The 17262-nt window shown below is 67.2% G+C and carries 15 protein-coding genes and 1 pseudogene; 8 read left to right on the forward strand and 8 right to left on the reverse strand.

Annotation, left to right across the window (positions count from 1 at the left end):
- Nucleotides 1-681: SH3 domain-containing protein (locus M3I56_RS38735; protein ID WP_254358432.1), on the reverse strand; the 681-nt coding region annotated here is incomplete at its 3' end.
- Between the two features lie 282 nt (nucleotides 682-963).
- On the opposite strand from M3I56_RS38735, the gene M3I56_RS38740 reads away from it, so the two are divergent.
- Entirely contained in the window at nucleotides 964-2286 is a 1323-nt protein-coding gene (locus M3I56_RS38740) for a TIGR00366 family protein (RefSeq protein ID WP_028203591.1), read from the forward strand.
- A 33-nt stretch (nucleotides 2287-2319) separates the two neighbouring features.
- On the opposite strand, the gene M3I56_RS38745 is transcribed toward M3I56_RS38740, so the two are convergent.
- Together M3I56_RS38745 and M3I56_RS38750 are read right to left on the reverse strand one after the other, a co-directional pair.
- A complete protein-coding gene (locus tag M3I56_RS38745; RefSeq protein WP_254358431.1) occupies nucleotides 2320-2688 on the reverse strand; it encodes a DUF488 domain-containing protein in 369 nt (122 codons plus the stop codon).
- 42 nt (nucleotides 2689-2730) lie between these two features.
- Nucleotides 2731-3330, reverse strand: a pseudogene (locus M3I56_RS38750) (uracil-DNA glycosylase family protein); the annotation flags it as partial.
- A 221-nt stretch (nucleotides 3331-3551) separates the two neighbouring features.
- Here M3I56_RS38750 and M3I56_RS38755 point away from each other — a divergent pair.
- The 5 genes from M3I56_RS38755 to dld all read left to right on the forward strand — a co-directional run bounded on the left by M3I56_RS38755 (nucleotide 3552) and on the right by dld (nucleotide 10421).
- On the forward strand, nucleotides 3552-4610 hold the full coding sequence (locus tag M3I56_RS38755; RefSeq protein ID WP_254358420.1) for a patatin-like phospholipase family protein: 1059 nt from the start codon (nucleotides 3552-3554) through the stop codon (nucleotides 4608-4610).
- Nucleotides 4607-6097 carry a GntP family permease gene (locus M3I56_RS38760; protein WP_254358421.1) on the forward strand — a complete coding sequence of 497 codons (1491 nt, stop codon included), beginning with the start codon at nucleotides 4607-4609 and terminating at the stop codon, nucleotides 6095-6097. The genes M3I56_RS38755 and M3I56_RS38760 overlap by 4 nt, the downstream gene beginning before the upstream one ends.
- A gap of 91 nt (nucleotides 6098-6188) precedes the next feature.
- The gene (gene hpnR, locus M3I56_RS38765; RefSeq protein ID WP_254358422.1) at nucleotides 6189-7733 is read left to right on the forward strand and encodes a hopanoid C-3 methylase HpnR; all 1545 of its coding nucleotides are present in this window, start codon (nucleotides 6189-6191) and stop codon (nucleotides 7731-7733) included.
- Nucleotides 7734-7849: 116 nt separating this feature from the next.
- Nucleotides 7850-8554, forward strand: coding sequence for a LysR family transcriptional regulator (locus tag M3I56_RS38770; RefSeq protein WP_254358423.1), 705 nt, complete (start codon nucleotides 7850-7852; stop codon nucleotides 8552-8554).
- 124 nt (nucleotides 8555-8678) lie between these two features.
- Entirely contained in the window at nucleotides 8679-10421 is a 1743-nt protein-coding gene (gene dld, locus M3I56_RS38775) for a D-lactate dehydrogenase (RefSeq protein WP_254358424.1), read from the forward strand.
- 78 nt (nucleotides 10422-10499) lie between these two features.
- Here dld and M3I56_RS38780 read toward each other — a convergent pair whose 3' ends face one another.
- From M3I56_RS38780 to M3I56_RS38800, 5 genes are all read right to left on the reverse strand, one after another.
- Nucleotides 10500-11264, reverse strand: a complete 765-nt coding sequence (locus M3I56_RS38780) for a DUF4410 domain-containing protein (RefSeq protein ID WP_254358425.1) — start codon at nucleotides 11262-11264, stop codon at nucleotides 10500-10502.
- A gap of 189 nt (nucleotides 11265-11453) precedes the next feature.
- Nucleotides 11454-12851, reverse strand: coding sequence for an ATP-binding protein (locus tag M3I56_RS38785; protein WP_254358426.1), 1398 nt, complete (start codon nucleotides 12849-12851; stop codon nucleotides 11454-11456).
- Nucleotides 12851-13564: a response regulator gene (locus M3I56_RS38790; RefSeq protein ID WP_028203599.1), complete on the reverse strand. Its 714-nt coding sequence runs from the start codon at nucleotides 13562-13564 to the stop codon at nucleotides 12851-12853. Before M3I56_RS38790 ends, M3I56_RS38785 begins: the two co-directional genes overlap by 1 nt.
- Nucleotides 13565-13580: 16 nt before the next feature.
- Nucleotides 13581-13901, reverse strand: a complete 321-nt coding sequence (locus tag M3I56_RS38795) for an EF-hand domain-containing protein (protein ID WP_254358427.1) — start codon at nucleotides 13899-13901, stop codon at nucleotides 13581-13583.
- A 100-nt stretch (nucleotides 13902-14001) separates the two neighbouring features.
- Entirely contained in the window at nucleotides 14002-15015 is a 1014-nt protein-coding gene (locus tag M3I56_RS38800) for a hypothetical protein (RefSeq protein WP_254358428.1), read from the reverse strand.
- Between the two features lie 331 nt (nucleotides 15016-15346).
- Here M3I56_RS38800 and M3I56_RS38805 point away from each other — a divergent pair, with 331 nt between their 5' ends.
- A complete protein-coding gene (locus tag M3I56_RS38805) occupies nucleotides 15347-16288 on the forward strand; it encodes a sterol desaturase family protein (RefSeq protein ID WP_254358429.1) in 942 nt (313 codons plus the stop codon).
- 101 nt (nucleotides 16289-16389) lie between these two features.
- Nucleotides 16390-17100, forward strand: a complete 711-nt coding sequence (locus M3I56_RS38810; RefSeq protein WP_254358430.1) for an SDR family NAD(P)-dependent oxidoreductase — start codon at nucleotides 16390-16392, stop codon at nucleotides 17098-17100.
- The last annotated feature ends 162 nt before the right edge of the window (nucleotides 17101-17262 follow it).

Raw genomic sequence — 17262 nt, forward strand, 5'->3', positions numbered from 1 at the left:
ACCCTGCGGTCGATTACTCCCGCCGCCGGACGGCCGCCCACCGCCTTGCCCCTGCGGCCGGCCACCGCCTTGGCCAGGCGGACGGGCGTTGCCTTGTCCGGGCGGCCGCGCGTTGTTGTTGCCAGAGCCCGCGCCCGGTGGCCGGTTTCCCTGTCCGGCGTTGTTGTTGGGTGGGCGATTCCCGCCGCCCTGGTTAGGCGGCCGTGCGCCGCTGGGCGGACGACCGACGGGCGGCCGCGGCCGCACGGGCGGCGGCGGCATGGGCCGCGGCCCTGGATGGCGCGCCCAGCGCGATTGATTGGAGTACCACGGCCGGTCGCGATAGTGCAGGCCCCAGTACGCGCCGAGCGAGAATGTCACGATCGGCAGACCGATGCGCGGGCCATAGCCCATCACCGGCACGCGCTGTCCTTGCCACGGATAGCTGATGAAGGTGCCGTAGACCCAGCCGCGCAGGCCCGGAAAGCCGATGTCGCACCAGCTGAAGCCGGCGACGCAGCCCCATACCGTCACTGCCACGCCACCCGGAATCTGGGCGACGATAGGAAAGTCGGCCGCGGGTCCTGCGTAGATGTTGACGGTCTGATTCGTGAATGCCTGCGACTGGGCGTGCGCGGGCGGCGAAGCCACGAATATGCCGGCTAGCGCGGCGAGCACGAGACCGAGTAACTGCTTGCGCATTGCTGCCTCCCCCTGGGTGGCGCCACCCGGACATTCATTGAGATAGCAACCATAACGGTAGCAGATAAGCCTTTTAGGGCGCGTCCAGGCATGTAACGGCTTATTTCGTGCGGGCGCACAATCACCGGTCAGGCGCGGCGTTCAGCTCGCGTTCGGCGCGCATTTGGCAAATTGCCGGCGCGGCGCACGCATTATGCCGCGCTGTGCAAAAATCGCGGCCTCGGTTCGCAAAGAAGAAAACAGCCGGCCGATTCCGTATCAGCAGACGAGGAGCAGACCACCGTGATTCAGCGTATTTCCCATTTCTTTACCGGCGTAGTGCATCGGATCCTGCCGGACCCGCTCATCTTCGCCATTCTCCTCACCGTCGTGACCTTCGTGCTGGCGTTCGCGCTCACGCCGCAGCCGCCCGAAGCGCTCGTCTTGATGTGGGGTTCGGGCTTCTGGAACCTGCTCGCGTTCGCGATGCAGATGGTCCTGATTCTCGTGACCGGCCACGCGCTCGCCAGCTCCGGCCCGGTCAAGCGCATGCTGGTCGCGCTGGCGAGTTGCGCGCGTACGCCGGGCCAGGGCGTGATGCTGGTGGCATTCGTGGGTGCGATTGCCTGCGCGATCAACTGGGGCTTCGGTCTCGTGCTCGGCGCGATGTTCTCGCGCGAAGTGGCGCGGCGCGTGCGCGGCGCGGACTACCGGCTGCTCGTCGCCGCCGCGTACATGGGCTTTCTCACGTGGCACGGCGGCCTTTCCGGCTCGGTGCCGCTCGTCGCGGCCACGAAGGGCAACCCCATGGAAAAGGCCGTCGGCCTGATCCCGGTCTCGCAGACCATCTTCACGGGCTATAACGCGTTCATCACGCTCGGACTGATCGTGCTGCTGCCGATACTCGTGCGTCTCATGATGCCGAAGCCCGAAGATGTCGTCTCGGTCGACCCCGCGCTGCTCGAAGATCCGCCGAGCGTCGAGCGCAAGCTCGGGCCCGACGCGACCTTCGCCGAGCGCATCGAGGAAAGCCGCGCGCTCTCGCTGCTGGTGGCGGCGCTGTGCTTCGTGTTCCTCGGCTTCCGGTTTCACACCAAGGGCTTCGCGCTCGACATCGACACTGTGAACCTCGTGTTCCTCGCCGCAGGCCTCGTGCTGCACAAGACGCCGATGGCCTACGCGCGCGCCGTGGCCGGTGCCGCGAGGGGCGCCTCGGGCATCATGATCCAGTTCCCGTTCTACGCGGGCATTCAGGCGCTCATGGACCACTCGGGTCTGGCGGGCGTCATCACGAAGTGGTTCGTCGATATCGCGAACGTGCACACGTTTCCGCTGCTCGTCTTTCTCAGCTCGGCGGTGATCAACTTCGCGGTGCCTTCGGGCGGCGGCCACTGGGTCGTGCAGGGGCCGTTCGTGATGCCGGCGGCGCAGGCGCTCGGCGCGGACCTCGGCAAGTCGGCGATGGCGATCGCTTATGGCGAGGCGTGGACCAACATGGCGCAGCCGTTCTGGGCGCTGCCCGCGCTCGCGATTGCGGGCCTCGGTGTGCGCGACATCATGGGTTACTGCGTGACCACGTTGCTGTTCTCGGGCGTGGTATTCGTCGCGGGGATGTATCTCTTCTGAGCGTGAAACGGGCGGCGTCCGAGCGCCGTCCCCTCATTTGTGCGTTGCGTGCTTCGCCAGATAGTCGCGCAGCACGATCGCGTGATTGCGCTCTGTGTCGTGGGAGCCGTAGAGCAGGGTGATGTGCCCGTTCGCGGCCGCTTCGGCGAGCGGCCGCCAGGCGTCGGGATTGGCATTCAGTTCGGCCAGATAGCGCTTCCTGAATTCGCTCCACTGCTCCGGGTCCTTGTGGAACCATTGGCGCAGTTCGGTGCTCGGCGCCACCTCCTTCAGCCACTCCACGTTCGCGAGCTTTTCCTTGCTCAGGCCGCGCGGCCACAGCCGGTCCACCAGAAAGCAGTGGTGTCCGTGCCCGGGCAACGGTTCGTAGACACGCTGGATGTCGATTGCCGGTTTCGTCATCGTCGGCTCCTTTTTAGTGGTTTGCGCGTGGCGGCCCTCGGGTGCCAGCAATGCCTGCACGCGCTCCTGCAGCGCGGGCAGGACGTCGAGTTCGAACCACGGGTGGCGCTTGAACCATGCCTGGTTGCGTGGCGACGGATGCGGCAGCGGCACGAAATTGGGTGCGTAGTCGCGCCAGGCCGCCACCGTTTCGGTGAGCGAGCCACGGCGCTCGCTGCCCAGAAAATAGCGCTGGGCATACTGGCCGACGAGCAGGGTCAGGCGCACGCCGCGCAACTGCTCGACGAGCCGCGCGTGCCACAGCGGGGCACATTCCGGGCGCGGCGGGTTGTCTCCGCCGCCGCCGCGGCCGGGGTAGCAAAAGCCCATCGGCACGAGCGCGACCTGGGCGGCGTCGTAGAACGTTTCGCTGTCGATGCCGAGCCACGCGCGCAGCCGTTTGCCGCTCGCGTCGTCCCACGGCACGCCCGAGGCGTGGACCTTGGCGCCCGGCGCCTGGCCGACGATCAGCAGGCTTGCCGTATCGCTCGCCTGCAGCACGGGGCGCGGCCCGAGCGGCAGCGCGTCGGCGCAGGCGTGGCAGGCGCGGATTTCGGCGAGTAGCGCGGGAAGCGCGCCCGAGAGCGAAAGCGGCCCCCGCAGCGGATGGACGTTCGACACGGCAAGGCGGGAAAGTGACGGGAGGTCCAGTCTACCAAACGCCCTGGTGCGCTGCTGCGACTGGCCCGCGGCGTGCCGGTCGCAGGGTGATTCAAACGCGATTCCAGCGCGCTTGAACCACAATTGCGCGCTGCGTCATTCTCGCGCGGCCATTTGCGCTTTTCCTGTAATCTCGCCCGTGGTCTGTCTGGAACGGAGCCGCAATGCCTGCCGAAGCCGAGACGTCAACCCGCACGACCCCCACCGAGCCCTTGCTCGTCGATCTCGCACTGCAAGGCGGCGGCTCCCATGGCGCATACACGTGGGGCGTGCTGGACCGCCTGCTCGAAGAGCCATGGCTGCAGATCGAAGGCATTTCGGGCACGTCGGCGGGCGCGATGAACGCCGCCGTGCTCGCGAGCGGCCACGCGCGCGATGGCGCGGCCGGCGCGCGCGAGGCGCTCGAGCGCTTCTGGCGCCGCGTGTCCGACGCCGCGCGCTTCAGCCCGTTCCGGCGCGGCCCCGTAGACATCCTGCTCGGGCGCTGGACGCTCGACCATTCGCCCTTGTTCGTCGCGCTCGACATGATGGCGCGTGTCGTCTCTCCGTACGATCTGAATCCGGGCCGCGTGAACCCATTGGGCACGATCCTCGCCGACACCATCGACTTCGAGGCGTTGCGCCATTCGCGCATCAAGCTCTTCATCACGGCCACGCGTGTCTCCAACGGCCAGGCGCGCGTGTTCCGCAACGCCGACCTCACACCCGACGCGCTGCTCGCCTCGGCCTGCCTGCCCACGCTCTTTCAGGCCGTCGAGATAGACGGCGAAGCCTACTGGGACGGCGGTTACGCGGGCAATCCCACCATTACGCCGCTGATTCGCGAGACCAATTCGATCGATACGATCCTCGTGCAAGTGAATCCCGTGGAGCGCGCGGGCACGCCGCGCTCGGCGCGCGACATCATCAACCGCGTGAACGAGATCGCGTTCAATTCCCCGCTCATCAAGGAACTGCGCATGATGGCGCTGCTGCACAAGGTCGCCGACGCGGGCAGCGAGGAGGGCCGCCGCTGGGCGGATATGCGCCTGCATCGCGTGCATAGCGCGAAGCTCGTCACGCTGGGCTCGTCGTCGAAGCTCAACGCCGAGTGGTCGTTCATCACGATGCTGCGCGACGAAGGCCGCCGCGCCGCCGATGAATTCCTCGCGCAGCACGGTGCGCAACTCGGCGAGGCGTCCACGTTCAATTTCGAAGCGCTGCTCGAAGGGGTATTGCAATGAGCGCGGGCACACTCGTTATCGGCCTCGGAGGCATGCTCGCGAGTCTCGCGCTCCTGATCTGGCTCGCGTATCGCGGCTGGAGCGTGCTGCTGCTCGCGCCGCTGTGCGCCATGCTGGCCGCGCTCATTTCCGGCGAGCCGGTGCTCGCGCATTGGACGCAAACATTCATGTCGAGCACGGGCCGATTTCTCGCCCAGTTCTTTCCGCTCTTTCTGCTCGGCTCGCTGTTCGGCAAGCTGATGGAAGATAGCGGCTCGGTGGATGCCGTGGCGCGCCTCATGATCGACAAACTCGGCACGCGCCACGCGCTCGTGGCCGTGGTGCTGGGCGGCGCGCTCGTCACCTATGGCGGCGTGAGCCTGTTCGTCGCGTTCTTCGTGCTCGCCCCCATGGCGCAGGCGTTGTTTCGCTCCGCCGATATTCCGCGCCGCCTGATGCCCGCTGCGATCATGCTCGGCACGGCGACTTTCACGATGTCGGCGCTGCCCGGCACGCCCGCGCTGCAAAACGCCATTCCCATGCCGTTCTTCGGCACGACGCCGTTCGCGGCGCCGGGTCTTGGCGTGATCGCGAGCCTCGTGATGGCGGGCTTCGGCCTCTGGTGGCTCGGGCGCGCGGCGACGGCGGCGCGGCGCAACGGCGAGGGCTTCGTCGAGCCTGACAACGGTGGCGCCGATGACGAAGATCGCGCCACGTCCTCGCTCGTGCGCGAGCGCGCGAGCCTCGCGCAAGCCTTCGATCCCGCCGAGATCGGCAACGGCGCGGCGGCATCGGACCATGCCGGACCGCCGTCGCCCTTCGCCGCGCTCGCGCCGCTCGTGGTCGTCGTGGCGATGAACTTCGTGATGAACGTCGTGGTGTTCCCGCGCATCGACGCCTCGTATCTCGCCGAACCGCGCTGGGGTTCGACCACGCTTTCGGCGGTGGCGGGCGTGTGGGGTGTCTCGGTTGCGCTCGCGCTCGGCATTATCGTGCTGGTGGCGCTCAATCGCGGGCGGCTCGCCGCGCTGCGCGAAAGCGTCGATGCGGGCGCCAATGCGTCGGTGTTGCCGGTGCTGAGCGTGGGCAGCCTCGTGGGCTACGGCGCCGTGATCGCCGCATTGCCCGCGTTCGAGGCCGTGCGCGACTGGGTGCTCGGCATCGGCGGCGGCCCGCTCGTCTCGCTCGCCGTCGCTACGAACCTGCTCGCTGGGCTGACGGGCTCGGCGTCGGGCGGGTTGACCATCGCGCTCGACGCGCTCGGCGGCACCTACATGCAACTCGCCGCCCAGCATGGCATCAATCCCGCGTTGCTGCACCGCGTGGCCGTGATGTCGTCCGGCACGCTCGACAGCCTGCCGCACAACGGCGCCGTGGTCACGCTGCTGGCCGTGTGCGGCTCGACGCATCGCGAAAGCTACCGCGACCTCGTGGTGGTGAGCATCGTCGGCGCGCTCATCGCACTCGGCGTGGTGATCGTGCTCGGATCGCTGTTCGGCAGTTTCTGAGCGTCGTTCCTGCGCGAGACACGCCGCGGGGCAGCGATCCGCCAACGCGCGTAGACTCTCGCGAAGCAGCGGCCCTTCGCAAGGAGGCTTCATGAAATTGCTTGCTGTCCACCCGAGCGGACTGATGTACACGCGCGTGTTCCTGCGGCTCGAGCCGCTGGGTCTCGAATCCGTGGCCGGCACGGCGCGCGAGGCGGGCCATGAGGTGCGCCTGCTCGATCTGCAGGTCGAGACACACCGCGACCTCATGCGCATGGTGCGCGACTGGCAGCCCGAGGCGCTCTGCTTCTCGGGCAACTATCTGGCCAACATTCCCGAGATCATCGACCTGTCGAAGGCGGTGAAGGCCGCGCTGCCCTCGTGCTTCGTGTTCGTGGGCGGGCACAGCGTGTCGTTCACCGCGCACGATCTGCTGCGCCATGCCGAAGGCGCGATCGATTGCGTGCTGCGCGGCGAGGGCGAAGCTTCGGTCAACGAACTGCTCGAAGCGGTGTCGCGCGGCGCCGACCTGCTCGCGGTGCCGGGCGTCGTGACGAGCCACGGATCGGGGCCGCCGCCACGCTTCGTCGAGAATCTCGATCCGGTGCGGCCCGCGCGCGACCTGCTGCGCCATCGCCGCAAGTATTTCATCGGCACGCTCGATCCTTGCGCCTCCATCGAATTCGCGCGCGGCTGCCCGTGGGACTGCACGTTCTGCAGCGCATGGACGTTCTATGGACGCAGCTACCGCACGCGCAGTCCCGAAGTCGTCGTGGACGAACTGGCGGCGCTGCGCGAACCGGGCGTGTTCATCGTCGACGATGTGGCATTCGTGCACGCCGAACACGGCATGGCGATCGGCGAGGCGATCAAGCGACGCGGCATCGACAAGCACTACTACCTGGAAACGCGTGGCGACGTGCTTCTGCGCAACAAGGACGTGTTCCGCCTGTGGAAGTCCATTGGCCTGAAGTACATGTTCCTCGGTCTGGAGGCGATCGACGAGGAGGGGCTCAAGGCGTTTCGCAAACGGATCAGTCTCGACCGGAATTTCGAGGCGCTCGAGTTCGCGCGTTCGTTGGGGATTACGGTTGCGATCAATCTGATTGCCGATCCGGACTGGGACCGCGAACGCTTCGAGACGATCCGCCAGTGGTGCCTGGAGATTCCCGAGATCGTCAATATCAGCGTGAATACGCCGTACCCGGGCACGGAGAACTGGCAGCGCGAGGCGCGGCGCCTCACCAGTCTCGACTATCGTCTCTATGACATCCAGCACGCCGTCGTGCCGACGAAGCTTCCGTTGCCCGAGTTCTACGCGGAACTCGTACGCACGCAGCAGGTTCTCAATCGCAAGCACATGGGCTGGACCGCGCTGCGCGGCGCGGCGGGGCAGGCCACGCACCTGCTGTTGCACGGCCAGACCAATTTCGTGCGCATGCTGTGGCGCTTCAACTCGGTGTTCGATCCGCGCCTGCAGATGGCCGATCACGCGCGTGAAGTCCACTACGAGATGACGCCGCCACCCGGCACGAGTGGCGCGCCGCAGGTCGATATGAAAACCGTCTACATTCATGGTCCCTCCGGCCGCAAGGGCCGCAAGATCGACGACGCCACGGAGAAGTTCGTCGACGAGACGCGCATGGGTCTCGGCTGATTGTCCGGCCTGCGCCGTCACGATGCATACCGGTTGCGCACGCGTCCTGGCGTGGGGGTTGGACGCGCGCGCGTTGCGGGTTCACAATCCACCGGTTGCATCAAGACGAAAAAGATATGGAATTCCGGCAACTACGCTACTTTCTCGCCGTCGCGGAGTATCTGCATTTCAGCGAGGCGGCAGCCTTTCTCGGCATTGCGCAGCCGCCGCTCAGCCAGCAGATCCTCAAGCTCGAAAAGGAAATCGGCACGCGTCTCTTCATCCGCCACTCGCGGCGCGTGGAGCTGACCGAGGCCGGGCGGCTCTTTCGCGAGCGCGCACAACGCCTCATCGACGACGCGGATCTGGCGCTCGCGGAGACGCAAAACGCGGGGCGTGGTAAGAGCGGGAGGCTCGTGCTCGGTTTCGCGGGTTCCACGGTGTTTCATCCGCTCGTTGCGACCGTGCTGCAGCGCTTTCGCAGCGCATATCCCGGTGTCATGATCGGGTGTGAGGAGAGCAACAGCTCGGTGCTGCTGGAACGCGTGAGCGAAGCGAAGGTGGACGCCGCGTTCGTGCGCCTGCCGCTCGATTGCCGCGGCCTCGCCACGCAGGCGCTCGTGCAAGAGGACGTCCTCGCCGTGCTGCCGCCGCGCCATCGCCTCGCGCGCCGCCGCAACCTCGATCTCGGCCAGGCCAAGGGCGTGACGTACCACGATCTCAAGGGCGGCACGCTGCACACGACCATCGCGCTCGTGCACCGTCCGCGCGAAAGGGCGCCCACGCTGCAGAACTTCGTGCGCATCGTGCGCGATGCGTCGCGGCAAGCGCCGCAGGGCTGACTCTCCGGTTCCAAAGGTCGATCCATATCTTTCTCGTCTTGATTGTGCGTGGTCGCGATATTGGACGTAATAGATCGCGGGTTCTATCCTTCCGCGATCATCGTTTTCTGCAGGAGTCGTTCGCATGTCCACCACGAACCCGAGCGCCGCCCGCGAGCCGCTTGTCGCGTCGTTGCGCGCCGTCGTCGGCCGCCAGCACGTGCTGACCGGCGACGAAGCCACGCGGCGCTACCGCAAGGGTTTCCGCTTCGGCGAGGGGAAGGTGGCGGCGGTCGTGCGGCCCGGCACGCTCGTCGAGCAGTGGCGGGTACTGCAGGCTTGCGTGGCCGCGAACGCGATCGTCATCTCGCAGGCTTCGAACACGGGCCTCACGGGCGGTTCCACGCCCGACGGCGACGACTACGACCGCGAGGTCGTGATCGTGAGCATGACGCGCATGCGCAAGGTCTATGTGATCGACGGCGGCAAGCAGGTGGTCTGCCTGCCGGGCTCGACGCTCGATCAGCTGGAGCAGACACTCAAGCCGCTCGGGCGCGAGCCGCATTCGGTCATTGGCTCCTCGTGCCTGGGCGCTTCGGTCGTGGGCGGCGTGTGCAATAACTCGGGCGGCTCGCTCGTGCGGCGCGGCCCCGCCTATACGGAAATGAGCGTGTTCGCGCAGGTCGATACGGCGGGGCGCCTTGCGCTCGTGAATCATCTCGGCATCCGGCTTGGCGAGACGCCCGAAGCGGTGCTTGGCCGCCTCGATCGCGGCGAACTGCCCGAAGCCGATATCCTCCACGACACGGGCGCGGCTTCCGATCAGGGTTACGCGGACCACGTGCGCGACATCGAAGCGGACACGCCTGCGCGCTACAACGCCGATCCGCTTCGTTTGCACGAAGCGGCAGGTTCGGCGGGCAAGGTCATGGTGTTTGCGGTGCGGCTCGACACGTTTCCTATCGAGCGGGGCGCGAAGGTGTTCTACATCGGCACGAACGAGACGGCTGAACTGACCGACCTGCGCCGCGACATACTCGGCAAGTTCTCGAAGCTGCCGATCGCGGGCGAATACCTGCATCGGGACGCCTTCGATATTGCCAAGCGCTACGGCAAGGACATGTTCCTCTTGATCCAGCATCTCGGCACGCGGCGCCTGCCCGCGCTGTTCGCCTTCAAGAGCCGCTGTGACGCGTTGTTCGAGCGGCTGCCGTTCTTTCCCGCGCATTTCACCGACCGCGTGGCGCAGGCCGTGAGCCGGTGCTTTCCGGCCCATCTGCCCGCGCGGCTCAAGGACTACCGGCAGCGCTACGAACATCATCTGATGCTGAAGGTATCGGCCGACATGGTGGACGAAACGCGTGCTTACCTGAACACGTTTTTCGGCGTGGCGGGCGGCGACTTTTTCGAATGCACCGACGAAGAGGGCAGCAAGGCGTTTCTTCATCGTTTCGCGGCGGCGGGCGCGGCGGTGCGCTATCGTGCGGTGCATGGCGACGAAGTGGAGGATATCGTCGCGCTCGATATCGCACTGCGCCGCAACGATCGCGACTGGTTCGAGCAACTGCCCGAAGCGGTGGAAAAGCCCATCGCGATCAAGCTCTATTACGGGCACTTCTTTTGCCATGTGTTTCATCAGGACTACATCGTACGCAAGGGCAATGATTGCCTCGCGCTGGAACACGAGATGTGGAAGCTGCTCGACGCGCGCGGCGCCGAATATCCCGCTGAGCACAATGTTGGCCACCTCTACGATGCGAAGCCTGCGCTGAAGTCGTTTTACGAAACGCTCGATCCGTGCAACTGCTTCAATCCGGGGATCGGCCACACATCAAAGTTCGCACGCTATCGTGAACCGCAGGCGCAGCGCGAGCCGCAGGCCCAGTAAACAAAAAGACGGCGGCGGTATCGAACCGTCGCCGCAAAGGGCACGAACCCTCGCGCTGCGCTGCGCGCTTCCCCCGTATCAGCTCTTCGTCGTTGTCATCCAGCCGTTCTGCGTGCTGATCTGCGTGACTTCTTTCGCGATCGAGCGGGCCAGCTTGCCGGCATCCGACGAGAGCGTGTCGCGCTTCGCCTCTGAGGCGCCGTGCAGACCGCCGCCCACCACCGCCGCCGTCGCCACATGGCCAGCCGCCGCGCCCACGCCCGCCGTCTCGGCCATGCCAGGCATATGGCCGCTATCCGCCTTCGTTTCGAAGCTCAGGAGCGGTTGCGGTTCGCCGCCGTTGGCGGGCTGGAACAGCACCGCGATTGTTGCGCCCACTTCGCTCTTGCCCGCGCCCAGGCCGATCAGCATGCGGCGGCGGCTGCTGCCTGCGTCCATCGTGTCGATGCGGCCTTCCACGATCAGCGCGTTGCGGCCGGCCGGCGCGGGACCGTCCATGCGCACGGCGGGCAGGCCCATTTTCTGAAGTTCGCTCACGAGCTGATCGGCGAGATGCTCACGCGTTTGCAGCGCGGCCTGCTGTTGCTGCTGCGCCGACGACTCGCCGCTCGTCATCGTCTTGAGCTTGTGCAGCATGCCGGTGCTGTCGAGCTTCACCTGGTCGGCGGCGGCGTCGAACATGTAGACGTAGACGACGTCGGCGTGCAGTTGCGGGAGCGGCCCGCTCGTCTGCACGACCGGCGCTGCCGACGCGCAGCCGCTCGCGAACAGCGCGCCGGCGAGGAACGTGGTGCCCGCGATGCGCTTGGCCTTGTTGACGAGGAAGTTGATGATCGTTTGCATGTCGATGTCCTTTTGCCTGAAAGAGTGTCTCGTGTCTGCCGATACTCGCAATTTATTCAGGATGGCGAACTATCGACTATGGTGCTTCGGCGTCTGGGCTCCGGTTTGTTCCGCTCCGTTGCTCAGGCTCAGGCGCAAGTATGGGGGGAAGGGCGCGCGAAATCCACGCGCGAATTATGTCGAGTCATGTCATGCGCGCGCGGCCGGCGGCGCGCCGTTCTGACTCGATGAGGGACGGGTCAGCGGCAGGCGCACGACGGCTTCGAGGCCGCCGCCCTCGCGGTCGCGGAAGGTGAGCGAGCCGCCGTGCAGCCGCGCGATCCGCTCGACGATGGCAAGCCCGAGGCCCGAGCCGCCCGAATGCGTACGGGCGTTCGCGCCGCGGCTGAAGGGCGATTTCAGGCGCTCCAGCTCCTCGGCGCGGATGCCGTTGCCGCGGTCGGCAACGATCACGCAGGCGGTATCGCCGTCGCGCCAGGTGCGAATCGTCAGACCTGTGCGTCCATAGTTCACGGCGTTCTGCATGAGATTCATCAGCAGACGCATAACGGCGATGGGCCGGAACGCGAACACCGGCAACTCGCCTTCGTCGAAGTCGAATTCATGGCCGAGCCCCGCGAAGTCGGCGACGAGCTGGCCTGCGAGCGCGTTGAGGTCGCCCGCTTGCGGTGCTTCGCGCTCGCCGCTGCCGGCGTAGTCCATGAACTGCTGAAGGATCGTGTCGATCTGGTCCAGGTAGCTCTCGGACGAGGCCACGAGCGCGTCGTTGCTGCCGCGCGGCAGCGCCATGGCGATCGCGAGGCGCAGTTTCGTGAGCGGCGTGCGGATGTCATGCGAGACGCCGGCCAGCATCAGCGCGCGCGTGGTCTCGGCCTGCTTCAGCGCTTCAGTCATCTGGTTGAAGGCGCGGCTCACTTGGGCGATTTCGGTCGGGCCATTGGTCGGCAGCGGCGGCGGCGCAACGCCTGCGCTCACGCGCCGCGCCGCGCGCGCGAGTTTGCGCAGCGGCCGGTTGATGTGGCGCTGCAACAGGTAGCCGGTGAACGCGGCGAGCAGCGCGAGCGCGGCGGAGAGGATCAACGCCGTGGTGATGCCGCTCGCGCGCGCGTCGGCGGTCACCGGCAGGGCGATCCAGATCGGTTCGCCCGCTGCGTGAAGGCGGATCCAAAGGCGCTCCTGCGCGGCTTCGCCATCCGCTGCGGGTTCGGTCTCGTCGCGGCTCGCGTCCCAGCGCACCAGCAGCTCGGGCGGCAGATGGCTTTGCAGCGCTTCGACGAACACGTCGCGCTGCCAGGTGCGGAAAAAGTCGACGAGGCTCGGGTGGGTTTCGGCAGGCGCTTGTGGCGGCGCTGCACTGCGCGCATCGAACCGCGCGGCCGCCGCGCGCCCTTCGTCGGGCGGCATGGCGGCGAGCGTGGTATCGAGCAGCTTGACGTAATCGGCGAAGATGATCGAGGCGCGCTCGATGCGCGGGCGCTGCACGTAGTGCAGCAGGACCGCGAGCGAGCAGATCTGCGAGAGCGCGACGAGCGCCACCAGCAGCGCGATGTTGCGCGAGAGCAGCGAGCGCGGCAGGCGCAAGCGCATTACGCTTCGACGCCGGCCACCAGCATGTAGCCGATGCCCCAGACGGTCTTGATGAAGCGCGGCTTGGCGGGATCGTCCTCGACGATCTGGCGCAGCCGCAGGATCTGCACGTCCACGCTGCGGTCGAGCGCGCTATGGTCGCGCCCGCGTGCGCGGGCGAGCAGATTCTCGCGGCTCACGGCGCGGTTCGGCGAGGAGCCGAGCGCATGGAGCAGCAGCATCTGCGCCGAGTGGACCTCGATGGGCGCGCCGTCGCGGTAGAGCGTTTGTTTGCCAACGTCGAACTGAAAGTCGCCGAAGCGTAGCAGTTGCGAGGTGACCGTGGGCTCGCCCGAGGCCATCTTCTGGCGGCGCAGCAGGGCGCGGATGCGCGCGACCAGTTCGTCCGGAAGAAACGGCTTGGCGAGGTAGTCGTCGGCGCCGGTTTCGAGGCCGATCACCTTGTCGGCGGCGTCGCCCTTCGCGGTGAGCATGAGGATCGGCAGCGTCTGGCCTTCGGCGCGCAGGCGGCGGCATACCGTGAGGCCGTCTTCGGGCTCCATCATGAGATCGAGCACGAGCAGGTCATAGGGTTCGCGCTGGAGCAGGCGGTCGAGGCGCTTGCCGTCGGCGACGGCGCGCACCTCGAAACCCTGGCTCGTGAGAAAGCGCTGCAGCATGTTGCGCAGTTCGGCTTCGTCGTCGAGCACGATGATCCTGTTTGCCTGCTCCATGTGACGCCTCCGGCGTTCATCGGGCTGCTGCGCGCGCTCGCATGAAGTCCTCGATCTGCGCGAGGGTGACGAAGCCGGCCTTTTGCGTGTCGATTTCGTCGAAGTGCTGCGCGACCTTCGGCATGCCCGCCTGCGCCTGTTCGCGCGTGAGCTTGCCGTCGTGCGTCGTGTTAGCGGCGGCGAAACGCCCTTGCAGTTGCGCCATCATGCGTTCGACGCGGGCGCTGCTGGTGGCACTGGTGGCGCCTGAACCGCCTGGCAAGGCCTGAGCCGATGCCGGCACGCAAACCGCTGCTGAAACGATACACAAAACGAGGGCAGCGATCATCTTCTTCATGGTGTTCTCCGTGAGGTGGCCGACGTAGCTTGCCGGCCGGTCGATAAAACGAAAGTGGCGGGCGGCTGTGGATCAAGCGAAACCGCAGCCGCCGGCGAGGTCAGGCCCAGTGGGCGGGCACCCATACGCGGCCGACCCAGTGGCCGGGAATCCACACGGCGGGGCGCGGCGCGATGTACACGGCGCGCGGCAGCGGCTGGCCCACGTAGACGACCTTGGGCGCCGGCGGCGCTACGTAGACGACCTTGGGTGCGGCCGGCGCGACATAGACGGTCTTCGGTGCGGCAGGCGCGACATACACCGTCTGCGGTGCAGGTGCCGGCGCGACGACAACCGTCTTCGGGGCGGGCGGCGCCGGGGCGACATAGACCGTGGTGCTGGGCGGCGGCGTGACGACGACCGGTGCCGGCGCAGGGGCCGGGACGCCGACGACGGCGACCGTCGTGCCCGTGGTCGTGACCGTGCCGGCGGTCGACACCGTGCCATGCACGACCGTCGTGCCGCCGGTGGTCACCGTACCGCCGTGGACAACGGTCGTGCCGCCGCCGGTGGTCACCACGCCGGTTCCGACGCCCGTAGCGCTGCCCGAGTGGTAGACGCTGCCACCCTGGGTGCCGGTGACGGTGCCCCAGCGATTGCACGTGTTGCCCGCGCAGGCCGTGGACGCCGAGTGCCCGTAGGTGTTGCCGCTGCCGGTGGTGACCGTGCCCGTCGACGAGTACTGGCCCGGCGCCGTGCGCGTCACGCTGCCCGACGTGCTCGCGCTGCGGCCATCGGAGCCGTTGAGCGAACCGGTGTGCGAGCAGGTGCCGCCCGCGCAGCTCGTATCGCCCGAATGCTGGACCGAGCGGCCGTTCGGGCCGTAGGCCGTGCCGGTGTTGCTGAACTGGCCCGGCGCGGTGCGCGTGACGGAGCCGCTGTTGGTGGCGACGCCGCCCCAGGGACCGGCCACGCCGCCCGCATGCGAGCAGGTGCCGCCGCTGCAGGAACCGTAGTGCGCGCCGTTGTACGTGCCGTGCGGCGTGTACGCCGTGCCGTGGCCGGACCAGCCGGCGAAGGCGGGGGCACTGGCGAAGCCGATGAGCGCGGCGACGACGAGGGGGAGCGTTTTCATCAGAGGTCCTTGCGGTTCGTTTCGGGGGCACGCTGCGGCGTGTCAGCGGAACGAACTATAGGGCTGGGCCCTGCGCAAGTCGCGTCATAAACCATGTCGCCGTGTTACACGCCGCGAGGCCTCTGGCGCGACCCCCCCGCGCGCGCGGCGCGGCAGGCGTATTGGCGTGTTTCGCGCGCCGGGCGCGTGACATATCCCGACATACTTGGCGCGTGGTTTTTCGCGCTGCGCGCCACTACAGTGCCCTTCATCCGACGCGCTGCCGCGACTCCTGCGTGCAACACGCGTCTTTCTTCACCGCGCAAGACGCGCCTATTGCACACGATCCATCATGCTCACCACAGGAAAACTCGCGTTGTATGTCACGTTGTTCGTCGTTGCCGTCTCGTTGATCGAGGCGTGCGTGCTCACCTTCAGGAAGCGCCGCGATGCAGCGGGCGAGGCGGCTTTCGATTGGTCTGAGGTTTGGCTCTCGCTCGCCGACCTCGCGGGCCGCAAGCTCTTCGCGCTCCTGCCGCTTTCGCTCGCCACGCCGATCTTCGATTTCGCATGGGAGCATCGCCTCTTCACGCTGAATATCGACACGGTTGCGCTCGCGCTGCTGGTCTTCATCGGTCAGGAGTTCTGCTATTACTGGTATCACCGCGCGTCGCACCGCATCCGCTTCTTCTGGGCCACGCATGCCGTGCACCATTCGCCGAACCAGTTGACGCTTTCGTCTGCCTACCGGCTGGGGTGGACCGGCAAGCTCACCGGCCCGGCCATGTTCTTCGCGCCGCTCGTGTGGCTCGGCGTGCGGCCCGAAGTCGTGCTCGCCATCCTCTCGCTCAACCTGCTCTATCAGTTCTGGCTGCACAACACGTGGATCCCGAAGCTCGGCTGGCTCGAGTACGTGTTCAACACGCCGTCCAACCACCGCGTGCACCATGCCTCGAACGTCGACTATCTCGATGCAAACTATGGCGGAGTCCTGATCATCTTCGACCGCCTGTTCGGCACCTATGTGCCGGAACGTGCCGATGAGCCTTGCCGCTACGGGCTCGTGACGCCCGTGCGCTCGCGCAATCCGTTCGTCGTCGAACTGGAGCACTGGGCGACGCTCGCACGCGACGTCTTTATGGCGAAGAATCTCTGGACCGCCGTGCGCTACGTTTTCCTGCCGCCGGGCTGGCGCGAGGACGGCGGCGGCGACACCACGGAGAACCTGCGCAAGCAGCGCGCGCTCGCCACGGTACGCACGGATGCCCGGCGCGGACGCCCGAGCGCGGGTTGATGGAAGGTCGCGTCTCGCGTAACGTGGCGCCAGCGGCGCCCGAATCGATCGCGCGGGCCGCATCGGATTCAGGTTAGTGAAGCAACGAGAGGAATAAGCGCATGGAAAACGGTTTGAACGGCAAAGTGGTCGCGGTGACGGGCGGATTCGGCAGCCTGGGCTTGGCGAGCGCGCAATTGCTGGCCGAACGCGGCGCGCGCGTGGCGCTGATCGGCCGCGGCGCGGCCCCCGAAACGGCGGCGCTGCCCGCCGCGCTCGCGGGCGCGCTGTGCATGGGCGGCGTCGATCTCGTCGACGCGAACGCGGCCCAGACTGCGTTCGGCGCGTTGCACGGGAAGCTGGGCGGGCTCGATGCGGTCGTCAACGTGGCGGGCGCGTTCCGGTGGGAGACCATCGGCGACGGCGACGCGCGCACGTGGGATTTGATGTTCGATCTGAACGTGAAGACGGCGCTCAATGCCTCGAAGGCTGCGCTGCCTTATCTCGTGCAGAGCGGCGCCGGACGTGTGGTCAACATCGGCGCGGGCGCGGGACTCAAGGCGGGGCTCGGCATGGGCGCGTATTCGGCGTCGAAGGCGGGCGTGGCGCGCTTGACGGAAGCGCTCGCGGAAGAGTTGAAGGACAAGGGTGTGACGGTGAATGCGATTTTGCCGAGCATCATCGACACGCCGCCAAACCGCGCCGATATGCCGGACGCCGATTTCACGCGCTGGGTGCAGCCGCGCGAGATCGCCACGGTGATCGCGTTTTTGCTGGGCGCGGACGCGCAGGCGATTACCGGAGCGCTGATTCCCGTGAACGGGCGCGTGTAAGCGGGGCGCCGCGCTTGCGCACACGGTGCGGGGGCCGTTTCAGCAGAGCGGTCCCGCTGTGATCCCGCCGTGATCGCGCGGTGGTCCGTTAGTGGCCGTGGCCGCCGCCGGCTCCCATGCCACCGCCGCCGCCTTGCCACGTGCCGCCTCCGCCTCCATGCC

Source organism: Paraburkholderia sp. CNPSo 3281, from assembly GCF_024206515.1.
Classification (GTDB): domain Bacteria; phylum Pseudomonadota; class Gammaproteobacteria; order Burkholderiales; family Burkholderiaceae; genus Paraburkholderia; species Paraburkholderia nodosa.

What these genes read in the sequence shown, in the direction of transcription:
- M3I56_RS38745 (WP_254358431.1), bottom strand. Translation starts at nt 2,688, where the DNA reads ATGACGAAACCGGCAATCGACATCCAGCGTGTCTACGAACCGTTGCCC.
- M3I56_RS38755 (WP_254358420.1), top strand. Translation starts at nt 3,552, where the DNA reads ATGCCTGCCGAAGCCGAGACGTCAACCCGCACGACCCCCACCGAGCCC.
- M3I56_RS38760 (WP_254358421.1), top strand. Translation starts at nt 4,607, where the DNA reads ATGAGCGCGGGCACACTCGTTATCGGCCTCGGAGGCATGCTCGCGAGT.
- hpnR (WP_254358422.1), top strand. Translation starts at nt 6,189, where the DNA reads ATGAAATTGCTTGCTGTCCACCCGAGCGGACTGATGTACACGCGCGTG.
- M3I56_RS38770 (WP_254358423.1), top strand. Translation starts at nt 7,850, where the DNA reads ATGGAATTCCGGCAACTACGCTACTTTCTCGCCGTCGCGGAGTATCTG.
- dld (WP_254358424.1), top strand. Translation starts at nt 8,679, where the DNA reads ATGTCCACCACGAACCCGAGCGCCGCCCGCGAGCCGCTTGTCGCGTCG.
- M3I56_RS38780 (WP_254358425.1), bottom strand. Translation starts at nt 11,264, where the DNA reads ATGCAAACGATCATCAACTTCCTCGTCAACAAGGCCAAGCGCATCGCG.
- M3I56_RS38785 (WP_254358426.1), bottom strand. Translation starts at nt 12,851, where the DNA reads ATGCGCTTGCGCCTGCCGCGCTCGCTGCTCTCGCGCAACATCGCGCTG.
- M3I56_RS38790 (WP_028203599.1), bottom strand. Translation starts at nt 13,564, where the DNA reads ATGGAGCAGGCAAACAGGATCATCGTGCTCGACGACGAAGCCGAACTG.
- M3I56_RS38795 (WP_254358427.1), bottom strand. Translation starts at nt 13,901, where the DNA reads ATGAAGAAGATGATCGCTGCCCTCGTTTTGTGTATCGTTTCAGCAGCG.
- M3I56_RS38800 (WP_254358428.1), bottom strand. Translation starts at nt 15,015, where the DNA reads ATGAAAACGCTCCCCCTCGTCGTCGCCGCGCTCATCGGCTTCGCCAGT.
- M3I56_RS38805 (WP_254358429.1), top strand. Translation starts at nt 15,347, where the DNA reads ATGCTCACCACAGGAAAACTCGCGTTGTATGTCACGTTGTTCGTCGTT.
- M3I56_RS38810 (WP_254358430.1), top strand. Translation starts at nt 16,390, where the DNA reads ATGGAAAACGGTTTGAACGGCAAAGTGGTCGCGGTGACGGGCGGATTC.